Raw genomic sequence first — 20,121 nt, forward strand, 5'->3', positions numbered from 1 at the left:
GGCGGTGCGGGCCCCGGCGTCCGCGGCGGCCGCCGGCTCAGATCCGCGGCGGCCGCGCCTCGTACGGTGTCGACAGGACCACCGTCGTCCTGGTCGACACCCCGGCCAGGCTGCGTAGCCGGGCCAGCAGCTCCTCGAGTTCGTGCGGGGTGGCCACGCGGACCTTGAGGATGTAGTTCTCGTCGCCGGCGACGCTGTGGCAGGCCTCGAGCTCGGGGACGTCTGCGAGACGGTCCGCGATGTCGTCGGGTGCGCTGGGGTCGAACGGCTTCACCGAGATGAACGCGGTGAGCGGCAGCCCGACGGCCTCGGGGTCGACCACCGCGGCGTAGCCGCGGATGACGCCACGCTGTTCGAGCCGGCGCACCCGCTGGTGCACGGCCGACGTGGACAGGCCCGTGGCCTTGCCCAGGTCTGTGTAGCTCATCCGCCCGTCCTTGACGAGCAGCTGCACGATCTGACGGTCCAGCTCCTCCATGACGCAAGAACCTACAGGGCGCCTGATCTCCTCGGATAGCCGAGACCGCAGGTCATGGCCGGTTCGATACAAAAAGCACCGCAGCGGGCCCCGGGGGCCCCTGCGCACGGCATGTGACGAATGCCACACACTTCGAACGGGCTCCGTGATGCTCTCGTGATTACCCCCGAGAGCGGGCGGGAAATGCTTGGTGTGGTCGAGGCCGCAGCGCCTTCACGGCCCAGCCTTAGGGGGAGTCCCATGCAGAGTGTCAAGCGCCCTGGTCGATCCGCGTCCAAGCGTCAGCAGCCGGTCGTCGAGCCCGAGCCGGAGGGCGTCGAACCCGACGCCTTCGACGACGAACTGGACGCCTACGAGACCTTCGAGATGTATCGGGTGATCTGCCCGGACTGCGCGCAGCCGATCGCGCTGCTGGCGGACGAGGAGGTCCTGCCGGAGCACGCGCTGTGCGCCTCGCCGTGGAACCCGTTCGGGCTCACGGTCTGTGCGGGCACGGGCCGTGCGGCGGCCGACGCCCGCCCCGCGGACGAGTCGTCCGAGCCGCAGGAGCAGGACACCGCCCTGCTGCTGACGCTGCCCCAGGGTCTGGACTGGCGGACGCAGCCCTTCTCGCACGCCGGCGGCCCGGGCTCGCGCCCGATGCGCGTGCCGGCGATGCGCCGCCAGGCGGCCTGAGTCACCCCACCGCTTCCCGGTCACCGCCCTGCACCATGGCCCGCAGCGTGTCGTGGTGCAGGATCAGCCTGTCCGGGTCCGCGGGGACGGCGGTCTCCCCGAAGTGCACCTGCCGGTAGGCGATGCGCAGCATGACGATCGCGTGCCGCAGGGCGGCGTAGAGGAGAAAGAAGTCCATGTCCCGCAGGGTGTGACCGGTCAGCCGCGCGTAGCGTGCCTCGACGCGGTCGCGGCGCAGCAGGCCGGGCAGGCCCGGATGGCCGGAGCCGACGGTGAGGTCGTGGAAGAAGCGGTGCAGGAAGATCATCCAGCCGAGGTCGACCTCGCGCGGGGCGAGCGCCGCCATCTCCCAGTCGAGGACGGCGACGGGCTCGAACGCGTCGTAGACGACGTTGCCGATGCGTGCGTCGCCCCAGGAGAGGACGGGTGCGCCGGGCTCGCGCGGCCACAGCTCCTCCAGCCGGTCGAACGCGGCCTCGATGAGGGGTGAGCGGGGCAGTCCGTCGACCACCCAGGCATAGTAGGCGCGTTGGGCGCTCACGTGCCGGCGCAGGGCGTCTCCTTCGCCGGGCAGCGTGAGGAACTCGGCCTCGGACACCTGCACTTGGTCGTGCAGTCGCGCCAACAGCCCGACGCTGCCCGCCTCCAGGCGCTCCCGCTGGACGTCGCTCGCGGCGTGCAGCCAGCTGCCCTCGTAGGTGTACGGCATGACGTCCGGGGGGACACGTCCGGTGACCCGTTCCATGACGAAGAACGGCGCGCCGAGCGGGCCGGGGTCCTCCTCCAGCCAGAGCACCCGGGGCACGGGGACGTCCGTGTGCTCGGCGACCAGGCGCAGGGTGCGGTACTGGCGGGCCATGTCGTACTCCGGGAAGACGGTGTACGCCGCGGGGTCCGCCGCGAGCCGCAGCGCGCAGGAGCGCACGGGCGGGCTGGGGTGCTCGAGATCGAAGAGCAGGGTCTCGCTGGACATCCCGTTGGAGGCCGGGACGGTGACGCCGCCGGCCCGGGCGCCGGGCAGCCGGGCGCCGAGCCAGGCCGTGAGGCGCCGGGCCAGGTCCTCGGGGTCGCGGGTGGTGGTGCGGGGACGCGGTGCCGTGGCCATCTCGCCCTCCTCGGGGTCGCGGTTCAGGGCGCGGACGAGTCGAAGCCGGTGAAGCCGCTCGGGTCGTGCCGTCCGAAGGAGCCGTGCTCGAAGATGCCGTGGCCCGTCCGGCCGTCGAGACGGAAGCGGGCGGAGTGGTCGGTGACTCCGTAGGCGGCGAGCGGGTGGGGCGCCTTCATGTCGTAGGTACGGCGGTCCACCCAGCCCGGCCCCCGCCAGGTCCCGTGCTGCCAGTCGTCGGCCGGTGGGTAGCCGGCGCCGACGGCCAGCGGGGAGGAAGCGAGCACCTCGACCTCCAGCTCCTGCGGTTCGCGCGAGTCGCCGAGGTGGATGACGGCGCGCTCGGGGTGCCGGGTGCCGGACCGGTAGCCGATCTCGGCCCGGGGCCAGCCCAGTTGGCGGTCGCGGTGGCCGGGGCGGACCAGGGTGGCGTCGTTCAGCGAGCGGTGCCCGTCGGCGTCCTCCTGGACGACGACCATCAGGAAGCGGTCCTCGAAGCGGACCGGGCACCAGATCCAGTGGAAGCCCTCGGCGGGGTGGTCCGTGGCGAGCCGTCCGCCGTCCTCGCCGGGCACCGGCCGCACGCCCCAGCTGCGGTCCCGGGTGCCGGTCCAGTCCCGCGGTGAGACCCGGAACTCCTCTCCCCCGGCCCGGATCAGGCCCTCGACCGTGCCGGCCTGGACGAAGCGGCGGCCCTCCAGGGTGAGCCGGTCGCCCCTGCGCTGCAGGTGGTGCGGCTCCCACAGGGCGGGGAAGGCGGCCGTCCAGGTGAGGTCGTAGGCGAGGTGGTCGTCCGCGCACGTCAGACGCAGACGCCGGAGCGGCTGCTGGACGTCGATGTGCAGCGGGCCGACGGTGAGCCGCATGCGGTCCTCGCCCAGGGCGTCCGAGGCACGGATTGCGTGCAGCGTCTCGCCGGTGCGCAGGGTGGCGTAGGCGTCGATCACGCCCAGATTGGGGTAGACGCCGAGGCCGAGGATGAGCAGGGCGCGGCCGGCGTGGTCGAGGACGTGGAAGATGCAGCGGTCGTAGGCGTTGCGGTCCCCGGTCGCCACGTGCTTCATGGACAACGGCACCTGGTGCACGGGGTATTCGTCGAGCGGTACGGGACGGTCGTCGGCCATGGCACCCCCTGCTGAACGGTCAGCTGACGGTACGTCAGCCGACCGCAGGTGACCAGAGAGGGAACCGGACGCGTCTGGACTGACGCGCGATTCCGCCGGGCGGTGACCTGTCCGCCCGCCGGCGCGTTGCCCAGGCATGACCCCCATGTACTCGGCCACCGGGCGTCAGCGCCGCATCTTCGTGCCGCGCCCCGCAGAATCGGTTCCGCCGCCTGCGCCCCAGGACCCGCCGATCTACCGTGACCTGATGCGCGTGTGGGCCGACCGGGGCCGCACCCTGCCGGGCCGCCACGATCCTGAGTGGATCAGGCTGGCGGCCCCGACGGTCCGCACGGGGCAGTTCAGCGACCTTCGGGTCCCGCCACGTGACGGGCGATGACCATGCGCTGAATCTGGTTGGTGCCCTCGACGATCTGCAGCACCTTGGCCTCGCGCATGTAGCGCTCGGCCGGGAAGTCGGCGGTGTAGCCGTAGCCGCCGAGTATCTGCACGGCGTCCGTCGTGACCTTCATGGCCGTGTCGGTGCAGTGCAGCTTGGCCATGGCGGCCTGCTTGGCGAACGGCTTGCCCGCGTCGCGCAGCCGGGCCGCCGCGAGGTACAGCGCGCGGCCGGCCTCGATCTGGGTGGCCATGTCGGCGAGCATGAAGCGCAGGCCCTGGAAGTCGGCGATGGGCCGGCCGAACTGCCTGCGCCCGGTGGCGTAGCCGACCGCCTCGTCCAGCGCGGCCTGGGCGACGCCGATGGCGCAGGCCGCGATGCCGAGCCGCCCGGAGTCCAGGGCGGACAGGGCGATGGGGAAGCCCTGGCCCTCCTCGCCGATGCGCCGGTCGTCGGGGACCCGGACGCCGTCGAGGTGCACCTGGGCGGTGGGTGAGCCCTTCATGCCCATCTTCTTCTCGGGCACCGCCGCGCCGAGGCCCGGCGCGTCGCCGGGGACGAGGAAGGCGGTGATCCCGCGCGGCCCGTCCTCGCCGGTGCGGGCCATGACGGTGTAGAAGTCGGCGATCCCGCCGTGCGTGATCCAGGCCTTCGTGCCGGTGATCACCCAGTGGTCGCCGTCCCGGACGGCCCTGGTGCGCAGGGAGGCCGCGTCGGAGCCGGAGGAGGGCTCGGAGAGGCAGTACGCCCCGAGCAGTCCGCCGCCGAGCATCGCGGGCAGGTGCTCGACCTGCTGCTGCTTGGTGCCGTAGGTGGCGAGGGCGTAGGAGGCGAGGGTGTGCACGCTGACCCCGAGGCCCACGGTGAGCCGGGCCGCGGCCAGCTCCTCCAGGACCTGGAGGTAGACCTCGTAGGGCTGGTCGCCGCCGCCGTACTCGGAGTCGTAGGGCAGGCCGAGCAGGCCGGATTCGGAGAGCAGGGTGAAGACCTCGCGCGGGAAACGTCCCGCGTCCTCCTCCTCGGCCGCCTTCGGCGCTATCTCGCGCTGGGCGATCTCGCGGACGAGTGCGAGCAGGTCTCTCGCCTCTTCCGTCGGCAGCTGACGCTCCACCGGCTGCGGGTCGCGGTCGGACATGGCGTCGGTCTCCTCCCTGTTTCGGGCGCTGGCGGTGGCCCGTGGGGTGGGGGCGGCTCCGCCTCGTCGTTCCGGTTCGCCGAAGGGGCTGCTCCCGGGTCTCGGAAGCTGCTGACCAGCGGCTGTGCGCTGTGAGTATGCCCGATCGGCGACCTCCAGTCACCAGTTAACGACCGCTTACTTCAAGAATCCAGTCCGGAGCGCCCGAGGCTGCGGAACACCGGCTTCCGGTATCCCGAAATTGGTCCGCACCATTGACCCAACTGGTCTAGTCCTCCTACTGTGCATGACCAACGCTTTACCGCGTTCATGCCAATCGGCGCGCGTTCCCCTCCCCCCACGAGGAGACACCCGATGCACTCACCCCACCGCTCCCGGATACGGGCCCTCCTGTCGGCCGCGTGTACCGCCGTTCTCGGCGCCGGACTGCTGGCCGGCGCGGGCACCGCGACCGCCGCCGCTCCGACCGTGCCCCAGGTCGGGGCCGGCTCCAAGGTCGCCGGCTCCAAGGTCGCCGGCTCCAAGGTCGTCGGCTACTTCACCGAATGGGGCACGTACGACCGCAAGTACTACGTGCGGAACGTCGAGACCTCGGGCTCCGCGGCCCGGCTCACCCACATCGACTACGCCTTCGGCAACGTCACCGGCGGCAAGTGCGCCATGGGCGACTCCTACGCGGCGACCGACCGCGCCTACACCGCGGCCGAGTCCGTGGACGGCGTCGCCGACACCTGGGACCAGCCGCTGCGCGGCAACTTCAACCAGCTGCTGAAGCTGAAGAAGAAGCACCCGGGCCTGAAGATCCTGTGGTCCTTCGGCGGCTGGACCTGGTCGAGCGGCTTCGGCGAGGCCGCGAAGAACCCCTCCGCCTTCGCCCAGTCCTGCTACGACCTGGTGAAGAACTCCAAGTGGGCGGGCCTGTTCGACGGCATCGACATCGACTGGGAGTACCCGAACGCCTGCGGCAACACCTGCGACACCAGCGGCCGGGAAGCGTTCAGGAACGTGCTGGCGGCGCTGCGTTCCAAGTTCGGCGGCAGCGCGCTCGTCACCGCCGCGATCACGGCGGACGCCACCAGCGGCGGCAAGATCGACGCCGCGGACTACGCGGGCGCCGCCCAGTACGTCAACTGGTACAACCCCATGACCTACGACTACTTCGGCGCCTGGGACGCCACCGGCCCGACCGCGCCGCACTCCCCGCTGACCTCCTACCCGGGCATCCCCAAGGCGGGCTTCGACACCTCCTCGACCATCGCCAAGCTCAAGGGCCTCGGCGTCCCGGCGTCCAAGCTGCTGCTCGGCATCGGCTTCTACGGGCGCGGCTGGACCGGAGTGACGCAGGCGGCGCCCGGCGGCACGGCGACCGGCCCGGCGGCGGGCACGTACGAGCAGGGCATCGACGACTACAAGGTGCTCAAGGCCAAGTGCCCGGCGACGGGCACCGTGGGCGGCACCGCCTACGCCAAGTGCGGCGACAACTGGTGGAGTTACGACACCCCGGGGACGATCGCCACGAAGATGACGTACAAGAACCAGCAGGGCCTCGGCGGCACCTTCTTCTGGGAGCTGAGCGGCGACACCGCGAACGGTGAGCTGATCAAGGCCATCAAGTAGCCCCTGGCAACGGGGGACCGGGAGCGGAGGACCACGAGCCTCCGCTCCCTCGTGTTCAGGCGTCCCGGCGGGCCGGTTGCGGGGCCGGGTGGGCCGGGTCCAGTTCCTCGACGGCGCGCAGGGCTCCGCCGAGCGTCTTCACCAGCAGCTCGCGCATGGTGTCCCGGGGCAGCTCGGGCCGGTCGATCCAGTCCAGGACCGCACCCTCCACGCTGCACACCCAGGAGAGCAGGCCCATCCGGGCCAGCGGGGAGATGCCGCTGCGGCCGTAGGCCCCCGCGGCGATGGTGTCGATGATCGCCTCGCGCACGCTGTCCCGGATGGCGTGCACCTCGGCGTCGAAGCCGACGCCGCCGCTGACGATGGTGCGGTAGGCGGCCTGGTGGTGTTCGGCGTAGCGCAGGTAGCTGTCGATCGTGCGGTGGACGCGGTCCACGGCGGGCAGTTCGGACGAGCTCGCGGCGAAGGTGACCAGGCCGGCGACGGAGTCCTGGATGATCGCCAGGTAGTAGCCGCGCTTGGACTGGAAGTAGTAGTAGATCAGCCCCTTGGCGACATGCGCCTGACGCGCGATGTCGTCCATGGACAGCGCGTCGTAGGACGTGTCGGCGAACAACTTCCGTCCGATGGCGATGAGTTCGGCGCGACGGGCGGCGGAGCGCTCGGTGCCGCGCACCCGGGGACCGGTGGCGGCACGCTGCTGCGGCATGTTCAAGGTCGACCCTGTTCCAGGCGGTCGGCGGGACCACCGCAGTATGTCAGAACATGCCGCGCGCGTAAGGCGTCGGTTCAGAGCAGGCCGAGCTGGGTCACGAACATCGCGACGACCACGACGAGGACCCAGCCCATGAGGTGCTCGAGGATCTTCGGGCCGTCTTCCTGGGGACCGCCCGTGCGGGCGCGGACGCGGGTGGCGGTGGCCGGGTGTGCGGTCATGCTGGTTCTCGCAGAGGTCGGACGTACAAGTGGAAATCCCCCCATTCGTTCGTCCACCTTGCCACCCGCGACGGCGTTTGCGGCGATGAGCTTGCTCACACGGTCAGCGCACACCCACCGCGGCGAGCGCCTTGCGCTGGCGCGGGCTCGGATGGGCCGGGAAGTACAGGTAGCAGACCCCTCCGGTGCCGGAGGCGACGTTGCCGGAGGCGTTGTACCGCTTGGTCCTGAGCCAGATGTTCTCGAACTCCCGGCGCAGATAGACGCGCCGCACCGCCTCGTCGCCCGGCGAAGCGGGGTCGTTGGCGATCACGTCGCCGTCCGCGGTGAAGCCGATCACCGTCATCAGATGGCCGGAGGTGCCGTAGCCGGCGCCGGTCAGCTCGGTCTTCAGGAAGGACTGGGACGTTATGGCCGGGATGCCGGCCGCGATCAGCGTCTCCAGGTCGCCGAGCGAGGCGAGGCGGGTGACCACGCCCTGCAGACCGTGGTAGGTGGCCGCGTAGGCGGCGTTGAAGGGCCAGTTGCCGCAGCCCTCGTACTGGTAGTCGTAGGTGAAGCGGGCCGCGTGGTCGACCTGCGGGTCGGCGTAGGAGGGGTCGACCCAGGACAGCTGCTCGGGGGTGAGCCGGCCGCCCCAGTACTCGATGATCATCTGCGAGGAGGTGGGGCTGCACCAGGCCTCGCCTCCGTTGTCGTACTGGGGGTACTGGCCCTTGTGGATCTCCTGCGAGTAGCGCGGGACGGCCAGTTCCTGGGCGAGGCCGGGGGTGGAGGCGGGGACGGTGAAGCGGTCGGGGATGTCGGAGCCCATGGCGCCGAGCCGCCACACGGTGGGCGTCAGGCGGGTGCCGGGCCTGCGGTAGAGGGTCAGGCGCAGCCGGTACGACGTCAGGCGCAGGCCGGTGCTCGCGTCGTCGATGGCGAAGGTGTCGGTCCAGATGGTGCTCTTGCCGTCGCTCTGGCCGTCGACCGAGGTCCGCTTGATGTCCTGGTCGCCGGCCGCCCAGCGGCCCATCACGTACCAGGGGGTGTCGGTGCCGTCGGAGTAGGTGCCCTGCAGCTCGACCTGGAGCCAGGTGCCGTCGGGGGTGTGCGCGTTCCACGAGGCGACGACCTCGGTGGCGGGCACGGCAAGCCGGTGGACCGGGGCGGTCCAGGTGGCGTACTCCCAGGTGGCCGTCGTTCCGGTGTGCGGGTCGGTGTAGTCGCTGCGGCCCGCCGGGGCGCCGATCACGACACCGGGGCGGACGCCGGAGACGGCCCGGACGCCCTGGGCGGTGCCGAGGCGCCATTCGCGGTACGTGGTCCAGGCGTGGTAGTCGATCGGCCGGGCCTGTGCCGGGCCCGGGTCGTCGGCGCCGGGGTCGGTCCGCTGCGCGGCTGCGGCAGCGGGGACCGTTCCGGCGGTCACCGCCGCGGCGACGGCGGCGGTGAGGACGGTTCTGCGGGAGGGCTGTCGGGCTCTGCTCATGGGCGCGCTTACCCCCAGGTGTCCGATTCGGGGCGGGTCCGGTGCACGGTCGTGGGCCAACTATGGAGCAGCCGCCATGCCCCTGCCAGCACTTCCGCGTATGCCACGCCACGAATATTGGTCTCAACCAGTGGCAGGCCCCTTCCGGTGTGCCGCCGAGAGCGGGACGGCGACCGGTTCGCCGCTGCGAGCGCGCGGTCATCGGCGCGCCGCCGCCGCTTCCGGCGCATCGCGCGCCGCGCCGCCACGTCGTCGGACCCTCGGAGAAGGCGCGGCAGCGCGGTCCTCCCGCAGGCCGGGCGCGCTTGTCGTGGACCCGCCCCGCCGCGACCCACGATCACGGCGGGGCGCTGCCGGCGCCCGGCCCCGGGGGGCGGGGGGGGGGCGGGGGCCGGGGGGGGGGGGGGGGCCCCCCCGACCCCCCGCCCCCCCCCCCCGGGGGGGGGGGGGGGGCCCCCCGCCGGCCGCCCGCCCGGCCCCCCCCCCCCCCCCCCCCCCCCCCCGCGGGGCGCCCCCCCCCCCCCCCCCCGCCCCGGGGGCCCCCCCCCCCCCCCCCCCCCCCGGGGCCGGGGCGGTCAGACCAGGTCCATCGCCGCCACCTCGTCGGGGCGGCCGTAGCTGACCGGGCCCTGGAAACGGCGGCGAGCGGTGGCGAACCACCACACCGTCGCCACGAGCAGGACGACGGCGAGCGCGATCGGCGCGTAGTTGAAGGAGTCGACGGTGATCGGCGAGGCCTGCGGAAGCATGAACAGGACGCTGCTGAGCACGATCCAGATCACCGCGAGCCAGCCGATGGGCCGGCCCCAGCGGCCCAGGTGCCAGGGTCCCGGCTGGAACTCGTCCCCGAGTCGCAGGCGCAGGAAGATCGGCACCGCGTAGGCGAGGAAGAGACCGACCACGTTGACGCTGACGATCGCGGTGAACGCCGTGTGCGACCACCAGCCCGGCACCACCAGGGCCAGCGAGCAGCCCACCGCGAGCCACACCGCCTTCACCGGGGTGCGGGTGCGCAGCGAGACCGAGTGCCACCAGCGGGAGCCGGGCATGGCGCCGTCCCGGGAGAAGGCGAAGATCTGCCGGGTGTTGCTGGTGAGGTTGGCCAGACCGCAGAAGAGCATCGCGCCGATGACGATGAGGAGCATGACCTTGGCGGCGGCGAGGCCGAGACCGTCGATGAGAATCTGGACGGGCGGCGCCTCGGAACCGGCCACCTCGGCGTAGTCGCCAATGCTGTAGACCAGTGCCAGCATCAGGATCAGGCCGGTGATCGCCGAATAGCCGATCGCGCGGGTGATCCCCCTGGGCGCGTTGACCGTCGCGTGGACCGTTTCCTCGGACATGTGGAAGCTGCCGTCGAACCCGGTGAACGTCCAGCTCGTGACCAGCAGGCCGAGCATGCCCCCGTAAAGCCCGCTCGTGAAGCCGGTGTTGTTCTCGAAATGCGTCACGAAGGACGCCGGCTGATGATGATCGGGCATCACTATGAGTGCGCCCACGATCACGACCAGTCCGATCAGCAGCCACCACACGGAAATCCGGTTCAGTGCGGCGACGAGCTGGACGGTGTAGGTGTTGGCGAGCCCCTGCGCGACGATGATCACGGCCGTGATCAGGACCGTCTGGTGGGTGGTCGGCTGGTAGGAGGGCCACTGCAGGTGCACGAAGGCCTGGATGAAGGTGGCCGCCGCATAGCCGGTGGCGGCGGTGCCGCCGATCTGGCCCACGAAGTTCAGCCAGCCCGTGAACCAGGACCAGGCGCCCTGGTGCCGCTTGGCGAGTTTACCGGCGGAGAAATACAACGCACCGCTCGTCGGAAAGGCCGAGGCGACTTCCGCCATGGCAGCACCGATGAGGAGCACCATGATCGAGACGCCGATCCAGCCGAATATGAGAACGCGGGGACCACCCGCGTTCATACCGTATCCGAAGGACGAGAAAATACCCGAGAGGATATTGATGATGGTGAAGGAGATCGCGAAATTGTCGAACGCCTGGAAGCGCCGGGTGAGTTTCCGCGGATAACCCATCGCGTGCAGGGTCGCGTCGTCGTCGAGCACGACCGGGTCTTCTCCCGCGCGGGCTTTGGCCCGTGGAGTCGACATCCGTTCCGACACAGTTCGGCCTTTCTCTCATGGGGAGCGGGGGACGAGCGGGGTCAGGCGGGTCCCGGGACGGGCAGCCCGCAGGCGCGCCGGGCCCGGGAGAGCTGCTCGGCGGGCTCACCGAAGGCACTCCACGGCATGCGCGAGGCGTACGGCCCCATCGCCGCGAACACCGCCCGGGCCTCGAACTCGCGCTGGGCCATGACCAGCGCGTGGGCGAGGTAGGCCAGGTCGAGCACCGGGGTGAAGCGGTAACCGCCCACTGCGGGCAGCCAGTTGTGGTAGATCGCCAGCGCGGTGGAGCGCCACTGCGGCTCTTCCCAGATCCGGTCGGCGAGCAGCTGGGTCGGGTTGTAGCTCTCCACCAGGGCGACCAGGGGCAGCAGCCGGAGAGCGGAGTCGGCGGGCGCCCGCTGGCTGAGGAAGGCGGCCACATCCCAGGCGGCGTTGACGGAGCCGCCGTGGCGCGTGAAGAAGAAGGAGAGGAAGCGGTGGTGCGCCTCACGGTGCCACGGGTCCAGGGAGAGGATGTGCGCGAACAACCGCCAGGGGCCGGGCGGGGCGGTGAGCAGCCCCTGCGGGGCCGGGTCGCGCAGCCGGTGCAGCCGGGCCATGGCCAGCTTGGCGACCCAGGGGGTGGGGTCCTCCGGGGCCTGCGCGGCGGCCCGGTCGCACGCGGTCAGCGCGATGCGCTCCAGCACCTCGGCGCGCTCGTCGCGCCCGTCGGCGGCGCGCAGGGCGCGCTGCACCGCGACCCGGGCCCACATCAGCGCCGCCTCGGGCGTCGGCTCCTCGGCGAGCCAGCGCTCCACCAGGTCGGTGCCGGCCGCCTCGGAGGCGAGTACGAGCGAGCGATGCGCGCGCAGGGCGAAGTCGGAACGCGTCTCGACGAGGGCCTCGGACGCGTATCGATAACGCCCGGCGCGTACATCGACGCATACGCTCGCCAGGACACGGTCGTCGGCCGCCGGATGCCACACGTAGTGCCCCTCGAATAACTCCGCGGCCATGTCCCCCTGCCAGTCCCCGTACGACGCATGGTCGGTTGCGCTGCAGGCACCATACTCAGCACCGCGCGCACCCGGAACGCCGAATTCGACATATCGGTCAGGGGATTCGGGAAATGTTTATCGTTGCCATTGACTGGCCGCCAGCCGATGGTTCAAACCGCGACTTTCGCCCGGTGGCCGGTCCTGGCGGCCCGGCCACCACGGGCCGCTACTAGACTGTTTCCGGAAAACCTCGCACACCGCACCACACCTCGGGATCCGCCATTCACGACCTCGCCGCCCGACTGCGCGGGCTGCCGCCCTCCCTGGGGCCGGTCCGGCTGATCGGCGTCGACGGGCACGCCGGATCCGGGAAGTCCACGTTCGCCGGGCGGCTGGCCGCCGCCCTGGGCGGGGCACCGGTGCTGCACCTCGACGACATCGCCAGCCACGATCAGTTGTTCGCCTGGACCGAGCGTCTGACGTCCCAGGTGATCGCTCCCCTCGCCCGGGGCGAGTGTGCCCACTACTCCCCCTACGACTGGCGGGCCCGCTCCTTCGGCGCGCCGCGCCCGCTGCCGCCCGCGCCCGTGGTGCTCGTCGAGGGCGTCGGCGCCGGCCGGCGTGCGCTGCGGCCGCATCTGGCGGGGCTGCTCTGGATGGAGCTGCCCCGGGACGAGTCCTGGTCGCGGGGACGCCGGCGGGACGGGGCGGAGCAGCGGGAGTTCTGGGAAGGATGGGTGCGGGCGGAGCGCGCGCACTTCGCCTTCGACCCTTCGCGCCCCCATGCCGATCTTCTGGTACTGCAGACACCGGAGGGATATGAGGTGCTTTCGGGGCCGAAGTTGCCCTCCGAGCCGGACCAGAATGTGACCCAGGGTGACGATCCCCCCGCAATGTGGTGAAGGTGTGAAGACCCTTGCGGCTGAAGTTCTCCGAGTGCCTCAACTCTGCTTGACCCGCAGGCCGTACAGGACTTACGTTTCCCATGTGCGGCGATTTGGAGCCGCCCCTTGACGCGAAGCCCCCGGTTGTTCCCCCGTGACCGGGGGCTTCGTTCTGCCCGCGCCCTGTTTTCGGGGCGCCCGCCGCACCGACGCGATCACCCTCGGTCACGACGCCGTGCGCGTCCCGTCTGCTCCCACCTCCTCGAACGGCCCGTGCGGCACCCTTCGGTGCACGGTCGTACCGCGGGTACGATGCCCTCGGTGCGACCTTCGAGCGGCTGCCTCGCGCACCTGCAACTCCGGTCCGCGGCACAGCGGTTCGACCGCGGCGGCCGTCGGGCGACTGCCCGATGGTGAACCACGGGGACACGGTCTGTGGGGGGACGGGATGGACTTCGGCACGCAGGGCCCCGAGGCCCCGGCCGACCTCGCCTGGCTGCGGGGGGTGGACGCCTACACGATGGGTGCCTACCCGCAGGCGGAGGAGGAGTTCCGCACCGCGGTGCGGATGGATTCGGGCATGGCGGACGCCTGGCTCGGCCTGCACGCGCTGCGGGTCGACACCACGACGGCGCTGCTGAGGATGTTCCGGCACCGCGACCGCTTCGGCGAACAGCGCGCCCGGCACCGCCGGGCCCTCAACTCCTGGTACTGGCTGGGCTGGTGGGTGCAGCCGGTGCTGGAGAGCCCGCGCGATCTGCTGCTGGCGCACGCCTCCCACTGGCTGGACGGACGGCACGTGCCCGAACTCGATCGGGCCCTCGCCGGACTCCCCCCGGTGGACACCGACCCGCAGGTCCGCTTCCTGCACGCCTGCCGCGCCTACCTGGTCAAGGACTGGGAGCAGTTGGTCCGGCACACCGATCCGCTGCTGGACGACCCCATGCTGGGCATCGAGGCCGGCCTGTTCGGCGGGATGGCCCGGGTCCGGCTGGAGATGTACGGCCAGGCGGAGCCGCTGCTCTCGGCGGCCCTGATGCGCTGCCGCAGCGAGCAGCCGCAGCGCAAGGAGCTGCGGTACTGGCTGGCGCGGGCGCACGAGGGCACGGGACGCTCCGCCGCCGCACTCCCCCTGTACCGGGCCGTGCACCGCGCCGACCCGGCGTTCATGGACACCTCGGCGCGGCTCGCGGCGATCGCGGAGGGCGACGGGTACGACGACACCGCCGACCTCGCCGCGATCACGCTGACCGGCGTCGGGCAGGACAGCGTGGACGGGACGGACGGGTACGACCCCGTCTTCGGTACCGAGGGCCGGGATCTGCGGCTGCCGGAGCCGGACCTGCCGACCGGGCCCCTGCCGTCGGTGACCGATCCGACGGTGCGGGTGAAGACCGGGACCCCCTCGTCGCCGATCCCGGCCGGGCCGACCGACCCCGCCCTACTCGAGGAAGCGCTCGCCGAGCTGGAGCGCATGGTGGGGCTCGAGCCGGTGAAGCGCCAGGTCAAGGCGCTGTCCGCGCAGTTGAACATGGCGCGGCTGCGGGCCGGGCAGGGGCTGCCGGTGCAGCCACCGAAGCGGCACTTCGTCTTTTCCGGGCCGTCGGGGACCGGGAAGACCACGGTGGCCCGGATTCTCGGGCGGGTGTTCTACGCGCTGGGGCTGCTCGGCGGGGATCACCTGGTGGAGGCGCAGCGGGCCGACCTCGTCGGCGAGTACCTGGGGCAGACGGCCGTGAAGGCCAATGAGCTGATCGACTCCGCGATCGGCGGGGTGCTGTTCGTGGACGAGGCGTACTCACTGTCCAACTCCGGTTACGGCAAGGGCGACGCGTACGGCGACGAGGCCCTGCAGGTGCTGCTGAAGCGGGCCGAGGACAACCGGGACCATCTGGTGGTGATCCTGGCCGGCTATCCGGAGGGGATGGACCGGCTGCTGGCCGCGAACCCCGGGCTGTCCTCACGGTTCACCACCCGCGTCGACTTCCCGTCCTACCGGCCGCTGGAACTCACCGAGATCGGCAAGGTGCTGGCGGCGGAGAACGGGGACCTGTGGGACGAGGAGGCGCTGGAAGAGCTGCGGTCGATCGCCGGGCATGTGGTCGATCAGGGGTGGATCGACGAGTTGGGCAACGGGCGGTTCCTGCGGACGCTGTACGAGAAGAGCTGTGCCTACCGGGACCTGCGGCTGTCGACGTTCGCGGGGGCGTTGTCGCGGGACGACCTGGCGACGTTGCGGCTGCCCGATCTGATGCAGGCCTACGGAGAGGTGCTGTCGGGGCGCGGGCCACATGATCCGCCGGGTATGTAGGAGCGCCCCCTGACGGGCGCGGGGAACTGCGCGAATCGGCCACGGCGCACCGGCGGCCGCGCAGTTCCCCGCATCGATCCGGGCGAAGCCCTTAGGTGGCGAGCACCCCTTCCGGCTCCCCGCTCACGCGCGGCTCGGGCATTTCCCGGTGGGCCGGGTCCCGGACCTCGCCGACCAGCATCTCCAGGACGTCCTCCAGCGCCACCAGGCCCAGCACCTTGCCGGAGGCACCGGCGACCTGGGCCAGATGGGTGGCCGCCCGGCGCATCACGGTCAGCGCGTCGTCGAGCGGCAGCTCCGCCCGCAGCGTCGTCATCGGTCGCCACACGTGCTGCGGGACGGCCCGCTCGGAGTCCTCCAGGTCGAGGACGTCCTTGACGTGGACGTACCCCATGAAGGGGCCCTTCTCGGTCGCCGACACCGGGAAGCGGGAGTAGCCCGTGCGGGCCGTCAGCGCGACGATCTCGCCGGGGGTGACCGACGGGGTCACCGTGACCAGGGACTCACGGCGCAGCAGGACGTCCGTCACCGGACGGGAACCCAGCTCCAGGGCGTCCTCCAGGCGCTCCTGCTCCTCGGGGTCGAGGAGGCCGGCCTGGCCGGAGTCCTCCAGGAGGCGGTTGAGCTGCTCGGTGGTCACCACCGCCTCCACCTCGTCCTTCGGCTCGACCCGGAACAGCCGCAGGATGCCCTGGGCGCAGGCGCCGAGGGCCACGGTGATCGGCTTGCACAGGCGGGCGAACCAGACCAGGCCCGGGCTGAGCAGGAGCGCCGCCTTCTCGGGGGCCGCCATCGCGAGGTTCTTCGGCACCATCTCGCCGATGACCAGGTGGAAGAAGACCACTGCCGCCAGGGCGATGACGTAGCCGAGCGGGTGGACCACACCGTCCGGCAGGCGGATCGCCTCGAACACCGGCTCCAGCAGATGCGCCACGGTGGGCTCGGCCACCGCGCCCAGCGTCAGCGAGCACACCGTGATGCCGAACTGGGCCGCCGCCATCATCTGCGGCAGCCGCTCCAGGCCGTGGAGCACCTGGCGGGCCCGGGTGGTGCCGAGCGGTTCGATCTGGCTGCGGCGGACGGAGACGAGCGCGAACTCGGCGCCGACGAAGAAGCCGTTGGCGAGCACGAGCAGCGCGGCGAAGACCAGTTGGAGGAGGCTCATCGCACGGCCTCCAGCACATTGACCGCCGGGACCGTCCTGACCAGGCGGACCCGTTCCGCCCGGTAGTGGCCGACCTGGCGGACCGAGAGCCGCCAGCCGGGCAGTTCGGCCTTGTCGCCGGGGGCCGGGATCCGGCCGAGCAGATCGGCGACCAGCCCGGCGACGGTCTCGTACGGCCCCTCGGGCACGTCGAGGCCTATGCGCTGCAGGATGTCGACGCGGCAGCTGCCGTCGACGTCCCAGGCGGGCTTGCCGTCCTCGGGCGGGGCGGCGGCCAGCTCGGGCATGTCCTTGGCGTCGTGCTCGTCGCGGACCTCGCCGACGAGTTCCTCGACGATGTCCTCCAGGGTGACCACCCCGGCCGTGCCGCCGTACTCGTCGATCACGACCGCGATGGGCTGCTCGCTGCGCAGGCGCGCCAGGAGCGGCTGGACCGGCAGGGTCTCGGGCACCAGGAGCGCCTTGCGGGCGATGCGGCTGACCGGGGTGCGCAGCCGCTCGTGCACCGGGACGGCGAGGGCGTCCTTCAGGTGCGCCATGCCCACGATCTCGTCGATCTTGTCCCGGTACACGGGGAAGCGGGACAGGCCGGTGGCCCGGGTGAGGTTGACCACGTCCTCGGCGGTGGCCGAGGCCTGCAGCGCGCTGACCTTCACCCGGGGGGTCATGACGTGCTGCGCGGTCAGATCGCCGAGGGACAGGGTGCGGACGAACAGGTCGGCCGTGTCCTGCTCCAGGGCACCCGCCTGGGCGGAGTGCCGGGCCAGGGAGACCAGTTCGCCCGGGGTGCGGGCGGAGGCCAGTTCGTCGGCGGGCTCGACGCCGAGTGCGCGCACCAGGCGGTTGGCGACCGTGTTCAGCGCGGCGATCACCGGGCGGAACAGGCGGGCGAAGCGGTGCTGCGGGCCCGCGACGAAGCGCGCGACCTGCAGGGGCTTGGACACCGCCCAGTTCTTGGGCACGAGTTCGCCGACCACCATCTGGATCGCGGAGGCCAGCAGCATGCCGACGACCACGGCGACACCGGAGACCGCGCCGCCCGGGATCCCGATCGCGGCGAACGGGCCGTGCAGCAGCCTGGCCAGGGCCGGCTCGGCGAGCATGCCGACGACCAGGGAGGTGATGGTGATGCCGAGCTGGGTGCCGGAGAGCTGGAAGGAGAGCTCCTTCAGCGACTCCACGACCGTACGGGCGCGTCTGTCGCCGGCGGCGGCGGCCTGCTCGGCGTCCGGCCGCTCGACCGTCACCAGGCCGAACTCGGCCGCCACGAAGAAGCCGTTGGCGAGAATCAGCAGGAACGCAGCTGCCAGGAGCAGCAGGGAGATGGTCACGCTGCCACCGCCTTCCCGGTATGTCGGGTCGGGGCGGCGCAGGTACTACAGGACGATCCGTCCATCGCCGGAGGGAGTCACTCCTCGGGTAGCAGGAACCCCTGTGCACCGGGCGGCACGCAGGGGTGGAGGCACAGCGGAACGGCCTCCGTCACCAGATTAATCAAGACACGGCCCGGACGGGCAGGGTGGACGCCCCCGACTCAGCCCTGATCTTCCGCCCGTGGGGCCGTCGCACGGGCTTCGGCCAGGGCCCGGAGGGCCCGCGCATCGGCGATGGCCCGCTGCTTGGCGAGGCCGGGCTGGATGCCGAGCGCCGGCAGGCTGGTGCCGTCGCTGAGGTCGAGGAAGACCCAGGGATCGCCCGGACGGAGGTTCACCTGAAGGATCTCCGCCCAGTCCAGGCGCCGCTTGCCGGCGATGTTCACCACGGTGACACCGGACTCGTCGGCGACGACCTTCACCCGGGCCAGCTGGGCGAGCACCCAGAAGATCAGTGCCCCGGTGATGACGAAGCTGGCCTGCTCCCCCGGGCCGAGCTGCTCGAGCAGCAACGCGACCCCGGAGATGGTGAGGAATATCGCGACACCGGCGGTGAGCAGGATGGCGCGGGTGTGACCGGGCCGGAAGGTGACGGGAAGCGTGGGAAGGGAGGAAGTGTCGGACATCACGGTGCGCACCCCTTACAGGCGGCAGGCGTGGATGGCCGTGGTCAGGATGGCGCGGGCACCGATGGCGTACAGGTCGTCCATGATCCGCTGCGCCTCCTTGGCGGGGACCATGGCGCGGACGGCGACCCAGCCCTCGTTGTGCAGCGGGGAGACGGTCGGGGACTCCAGGCCGGGCGTGAGGGCGACGGCCTTCTCGAGCTGCTCGACGCGGCAGTCGTAGTCCATCATCACGTACGTCCGCGCGACCAGGACGCCCTGGAGGCGGCGCAGGAACTGCTGGACCTTCGGCTCCTCGGCGTCCCCGCCGGTCTGGCGGATGACGATCGCCTCGGACTTCATGATCGGCTCGCCGAAGACCTCCAGGCCCGCGTTGCGCAGGCTGGTGCCGGTCTCGACGACGTCGGCGATGACCTCGGCGACGCCCAGCTCGATCGCGGTCTCCACGGCGCCGTCCAGGTGGACGACGGAGGCGTCGACGCCGCTGTCGGCGAGGTGCCCGGCGACGATGCCCTCGTAGGAGGTGGCGACCGTCTTGCCCTTGAGGTCCTCGATGCCGTTCGCGGTGCCCGGCTTGGCAGCGAAGCGGAACGTGGAGCGGGCGAAGCCCAGCGGCAGGATCTCCTCGGCGTCGGCACCGGAGTCGATCAGCAGGTCGCGTCCGGTGATGCCCACGTCGAGACGGCCGGAGGCGACGTAGATCGCGATGTCACGGGGACGGAGGTAGAAGAACTCGACCTCGTTCACCGGGTCGACGATCCGCAGCTCCTTGGACTCGCGGCGCTGCTGGTAGCCGGCCTCATGCAGCATCTCCGCCGCAGGGCCGGAGAGTGAACCCTTGTTGGGGACGGCGATGCGCAGCATGAGGTCGGCTTCCTTTGCGTGAAGGGGTGTTCTACGGGGTGACAGCGGGCGGGCTTACAGGTGGGCGTAGACGTCGTCCAGGGAGATCCCGCGGGCGACCATCATCACCTGGACGTGGTAAAGCAGCTGCGAGATCTCCTCGGCGGCCGCCTCCTTGCCCTCGTACTCGGCGGCCATCCAGACCTCGGCGGCCTCTTCGACGACCTTCTTGCCGATGGCATGGACGCCCTTTCCGACCAGCTCTGCTGTGCGGGAGGTGGCGGGATCGCCCTGGGCGGCCTTGTGCTGGAGCTCGGTGAAGAGCTCCTCGAACGTCTTCTTGGACATGGTGATGCCCACCCTACGCGGTTCGGGCGACTCCTCAGTGCCAGGGTTCAGATACTGAGCGCAGCGTGGCCGCGGTCGACACGGCGGCCGTCACCGCCTCGTGGCCCTTGTCCTCGTTGGAGCCCTCCAGACCGGCCCGGTCCAGGGCCTGTTCCTCGGTGTCACAGGTGAGCACGCCGAAGCCGACGGGGACGCCGGTCTCGATGCTGACCTGGGTGAGGCCCTGGGTGACGCCCTGGCACACGTAGTCGAAGTGCGGCGTGCCGCCGCGGATGACGACACCGAGCGCGACCACCGCGTCGTAGCCGCGCCCGGCCAGCACCTTGGCGGCGACCGGGAGCTCGAAGCTGCCCGGCACCCGGATCAGGGTCGGCTCGTCGATCCCCAGCTCGTGCAGGGCGCGCAGGGCGCCGTCCACCAGACCGTCCATCACCTTCTCGTGCCACTGCGCCGCGATGACGGCGACCCTGAGGTCGCTCACGTTGCGTACGGACAGCTCCGGTGCACCCTTGCCGCTCACGTCTCTCCTCGTCGGGTTCTTGCGTACTGGT

The 20,121-nt window shown here is 71.5% G+C and carries 19 protein-coding genes; 4 read left to right on the top strand and 15 right to left on the bottom strand.

The genetic code is table 11. The features are described 5' to 3' along the window. Nucleotides 1–37: 37 nt before the first annotated feature. A complete protein-coding gene (locus ACIHEJ_RS20720; RefSeq protein ID WP_400137658.1) occupies nt 38–478 on the bottom strand; it encodes an Lrp/AsnC family transcriptional regulator in 441 nt (146 codons plus the stop codon). Nucleotides 479–718: 240 nt separating this feature from the next. Here ACIHEJ_RS20720 and ACIHEJ_RS20725 point away from each other — a divergent pair, with 240 nt between their 5' ends. After that, nucleotides 719–1,153: a hypothetical protein gene (locus tag ACIHEJ_RS20725; RefSeq protein WP_400137661.1), complete on the top strand. Its 435-nt coding sequence runs from the start codon at nt 719–721 to the stop codon at nt 1,151–1,153. 1 nt (nt 1,154) lies between these two features. Here the strand turns inward: ACIHEJ_RS20725 and ACIHEJ_RS20730 are convergent, their stop codons facing one another. From ACIHEJ_RS20730 to ACIHEJ_RS20740, 3 genes are all read right to left on the bottom strand, one after another. Then, nucleotides 1,155–2,258: a phosphotransferase family protein gene (locus ACIHEJ_RS20730; RefSeq protein ID WP_400137664.1), complete on the bottom strand. Its 1,104-nt coding sequence runs from the start codon at nt 2,256–2,258 to the stop codon at nt 1,155–1,157. Nucleotides 2,259–2,281: 23 nt separating this feature from the next. Next, nucleotides 2,282–3,382, bottom strand: a complete 1,101-nt coding sequence (locus ACIHEJ_RS20735) for a hypothetical protein (RefSeq protein ID WP_400137667.1) — start codon at nt 3,380–3,382, stop codon at nt 2,282–2,284. Nucleotides 3,383–3,723: 341 nt separating this feature from the next. Continuing rightward, nucleotides 3,724–4,896, bottom strand: coding sequence for an acyl-CoA dehydrogenase family protein (locus ACIHEJ_RS20740; protein ID WP_400137670.1), 1,173 nt, complete (start codon nt 4,894–4,896; stop codon nt 3,724–3,726). A gap of 354 nt (nt 4,897–5,250) precedes the next feature. Between ACIHEJ_RS20740 and ACIHEJ_RS20745 the strand changes: the two genes are divergently transcribed. After that, complete coding sequence (locus ACIHEJ_RS20745) at nt 5,251–6,513, top strand: glycoside hydrolase family 18 protein (RefSeq protein ID WP_400137673.1); 1,263 nt, start codon at nt 5,251–5,253, stop codon at nt 6,511–6,513. Between the two features lie 55 nt (nt 6,514–6,568). On the opposite strand, the gene ACIHEJ_RS20750 is transcribed toward ACIHEJ_RS20745, so the two are convergent. The 5 genes from ACIHEJ_RS20750 to ACIHEJ_RS20770 form a co-directional block, all read right to left on the bottom strand. Beyond that, nucleotides 6,569–7,222 carry a TetR/AcrR family transcriptional regulator gene (locus tag ACIHEJ_RS20750; protein WP_400137676.1) on the bottom strand — a complete coding sequence of 218 codons (654 nt, stop codon included), beginning with the start codon at nt 7,220–7,222 and terminating at the stop codon, nt 6,569–6,571. Nucleotides 7,223–7,302: 80 nt separating this feature from the next. Further along, nucleotides 7,303–7,449: an SCO1431 family membrane protein gene (locus ACIHEJ_RS20755; protein WP_400137679.1), complete on the bottom strand. Its 147-nt coding sequence runs from the start codon at nt 7,447–7,449 to the stop codon at nt 7,303–7,305. Between the two features lie 103 nt (nt 7,450–7,552). Then, on the bottom strand, nt 7,553–8,923 hold the full coding sequence (locus tag ACIHEJ_RS20760) for a peptidase C39 family protein (protein ID WP_400137682.1): 1,371 nt from the start codon (nt 8,921–8,923) through the stop codon (nt 7,553–7,555). Between the two features lie 575 nt (nt 8,924–9,498). Continuing rightward, nucleotides 9,499–11,040 (bottom strand): amino acid permease, encoded by a 1,542-nt coding sequence (locus tag ACIHEJ_RS20765; protein ID WP_400137684.1) that lies wholly within the window; start codon nt 11,038–11,040, stop codon nt 9,499–9,501. A 41-nt stretch (nt 11,041–11,081) separates the two neighbouring features. After that, nucleotides 11,082–12,038: a hypothetical protein gene (locus tag ACIHEJ_RS20770; RefSeq protein ID WP_400137687.1), complete on the bottom strand. Its 957-nt coding sequence runs from the start codon at nt 12,036–12,038 to the stop codon at nt 11,082–11,084. Between the two features lie 263 nt (nt 12,039–12,301). Here ACIHEJ_RS20770 and ACIHEJ_RS20775 point away from each other — a divergent pair, with 263 nt between their 5' ends. Together ACIHEJ_RS20775 and ACIHEJ_RS20780 are read left to right on the top strand one after the other, a co-directional pair. Further along, nucleotides 12,302–12,922 carry a uridine kinase gene (locus ACIHEJ_RS20775; protein ID WP_400138301.1) on the top strand — a complete coding sequence of 207 codons (621 nt, stop codon included), beginning with the start codon at nt 12,302–12,304 and terminating at the stop codon, nt 12,920–12,922. Nucleotides 12,923–13,352: 430 nt separating this feature from the next. Continuing rightward, on the top strand, nt 13,353–15,215 hold the full coding sequence (locus tag ACIHEJ_RS20780) for an AAA family ATPase (protein ID WP_400137688.1): 1,863 nt from the start codon (nt 13,353–13,355) through the stop codon (nt 15,213–15,215). Nucleotides 15,216–15,306: 91 nt separating this feature from the next. On the opposite strand, the gene ACIHEJ_RS20785 is transcribed toward ACIHEJ_RS20780, so the two are convergent. From ACIHEJ_RS20785 to ribH, 6 genes are all read right to left on the bottom strand, one after another. Continuing rightward, nucleotides 15,307–16,380 carry a hemolysin family protein gene (locus tag ACIHEJ_RS20785; protein WP_400137690.1) on the bottom strand — a complete coding sequence of 358 codons (1,074 nt, stop codon included), beginning with the start codon at nt 16,378–16,380 and terminating at the stop codon, nt 15,307–15,309. Continuing rightward, complete coding sequence (locus ACIHEJ_RS20790) at nt 16,377–17,711, bottom strand: hemolysin family protein (protein WP_400137692.1); 1,335 nt, start codon at nt 17,709–17,711, stop codon at nt 16,377–16,379. Before ACIHEJ_RS20790 ends, ACIHEJ_RS20785 begins: the two co-directional genes overlap by 4 nt. A 203-nt stretch (nt 17,712–17,914) precedes the next feature. Beyond that, nucleotides 17,915–18,379, bottom strand: a complete 465-nt coding sequence (locus tag ACIHEJ_RS20795; RefSeq protein WP_400137695.1) for a PH domain-containing protein — start codon at nt 18,377–18,379, stop codon at nt 17,915–17,917. Between the two features lie 15 nt (nt 18,380–18,394). Continuing rightward, a complete protein-coding gene (gene hisG / locus ACIHEJ_RS20800; RefSeq protein WP_400137697.1) occupies nt 18,395–19,243 on the bottom strand; it encodes an ATP phosphoribosyltransferase in 849 nt (282 codons plus the stop codon). Nucleotides 19,244–19,297: 54 nt separating this feature from the next. Continuing rightward, nucleotides 19,298–19,570, bottom strand: coding sequence for a phosphoribosyl-ATP diphosphatase (locus ACIHEJ_RS20805; RefSeq protein ID WP_019983911.1), 273 nt, complete (start codon nt 19,568–19,570; stop codon nt 19,298–19,300). A 34-nt stretch (nt 19,571–19,604) separates the two neighbouring features. Continuing rightward, nucleotides 19,605–20,090, bottom strand: coding sequence for a 6,7-dimethyl-8-ribityllumazine synthase (gene ribH / locus ACIHEJ_RS20810; protein WP_400137700.1), 486 nt, complete (start codon nt 20,088–20,090; stop codon nt 19,605–19,607). Nucleotides 20,091–20,121 lie beyond the last annotated feature (31 nt).

The organism is Streptomyces sp. NPDC052301, from assembly GCF_044593395.1.
In the GTDB taxonomy this organism is placed as follows: Bacteria; Actinomycetota; Actinomycetes; order Streptomycetales; family Streptomycetaceae; genus Streptomyces.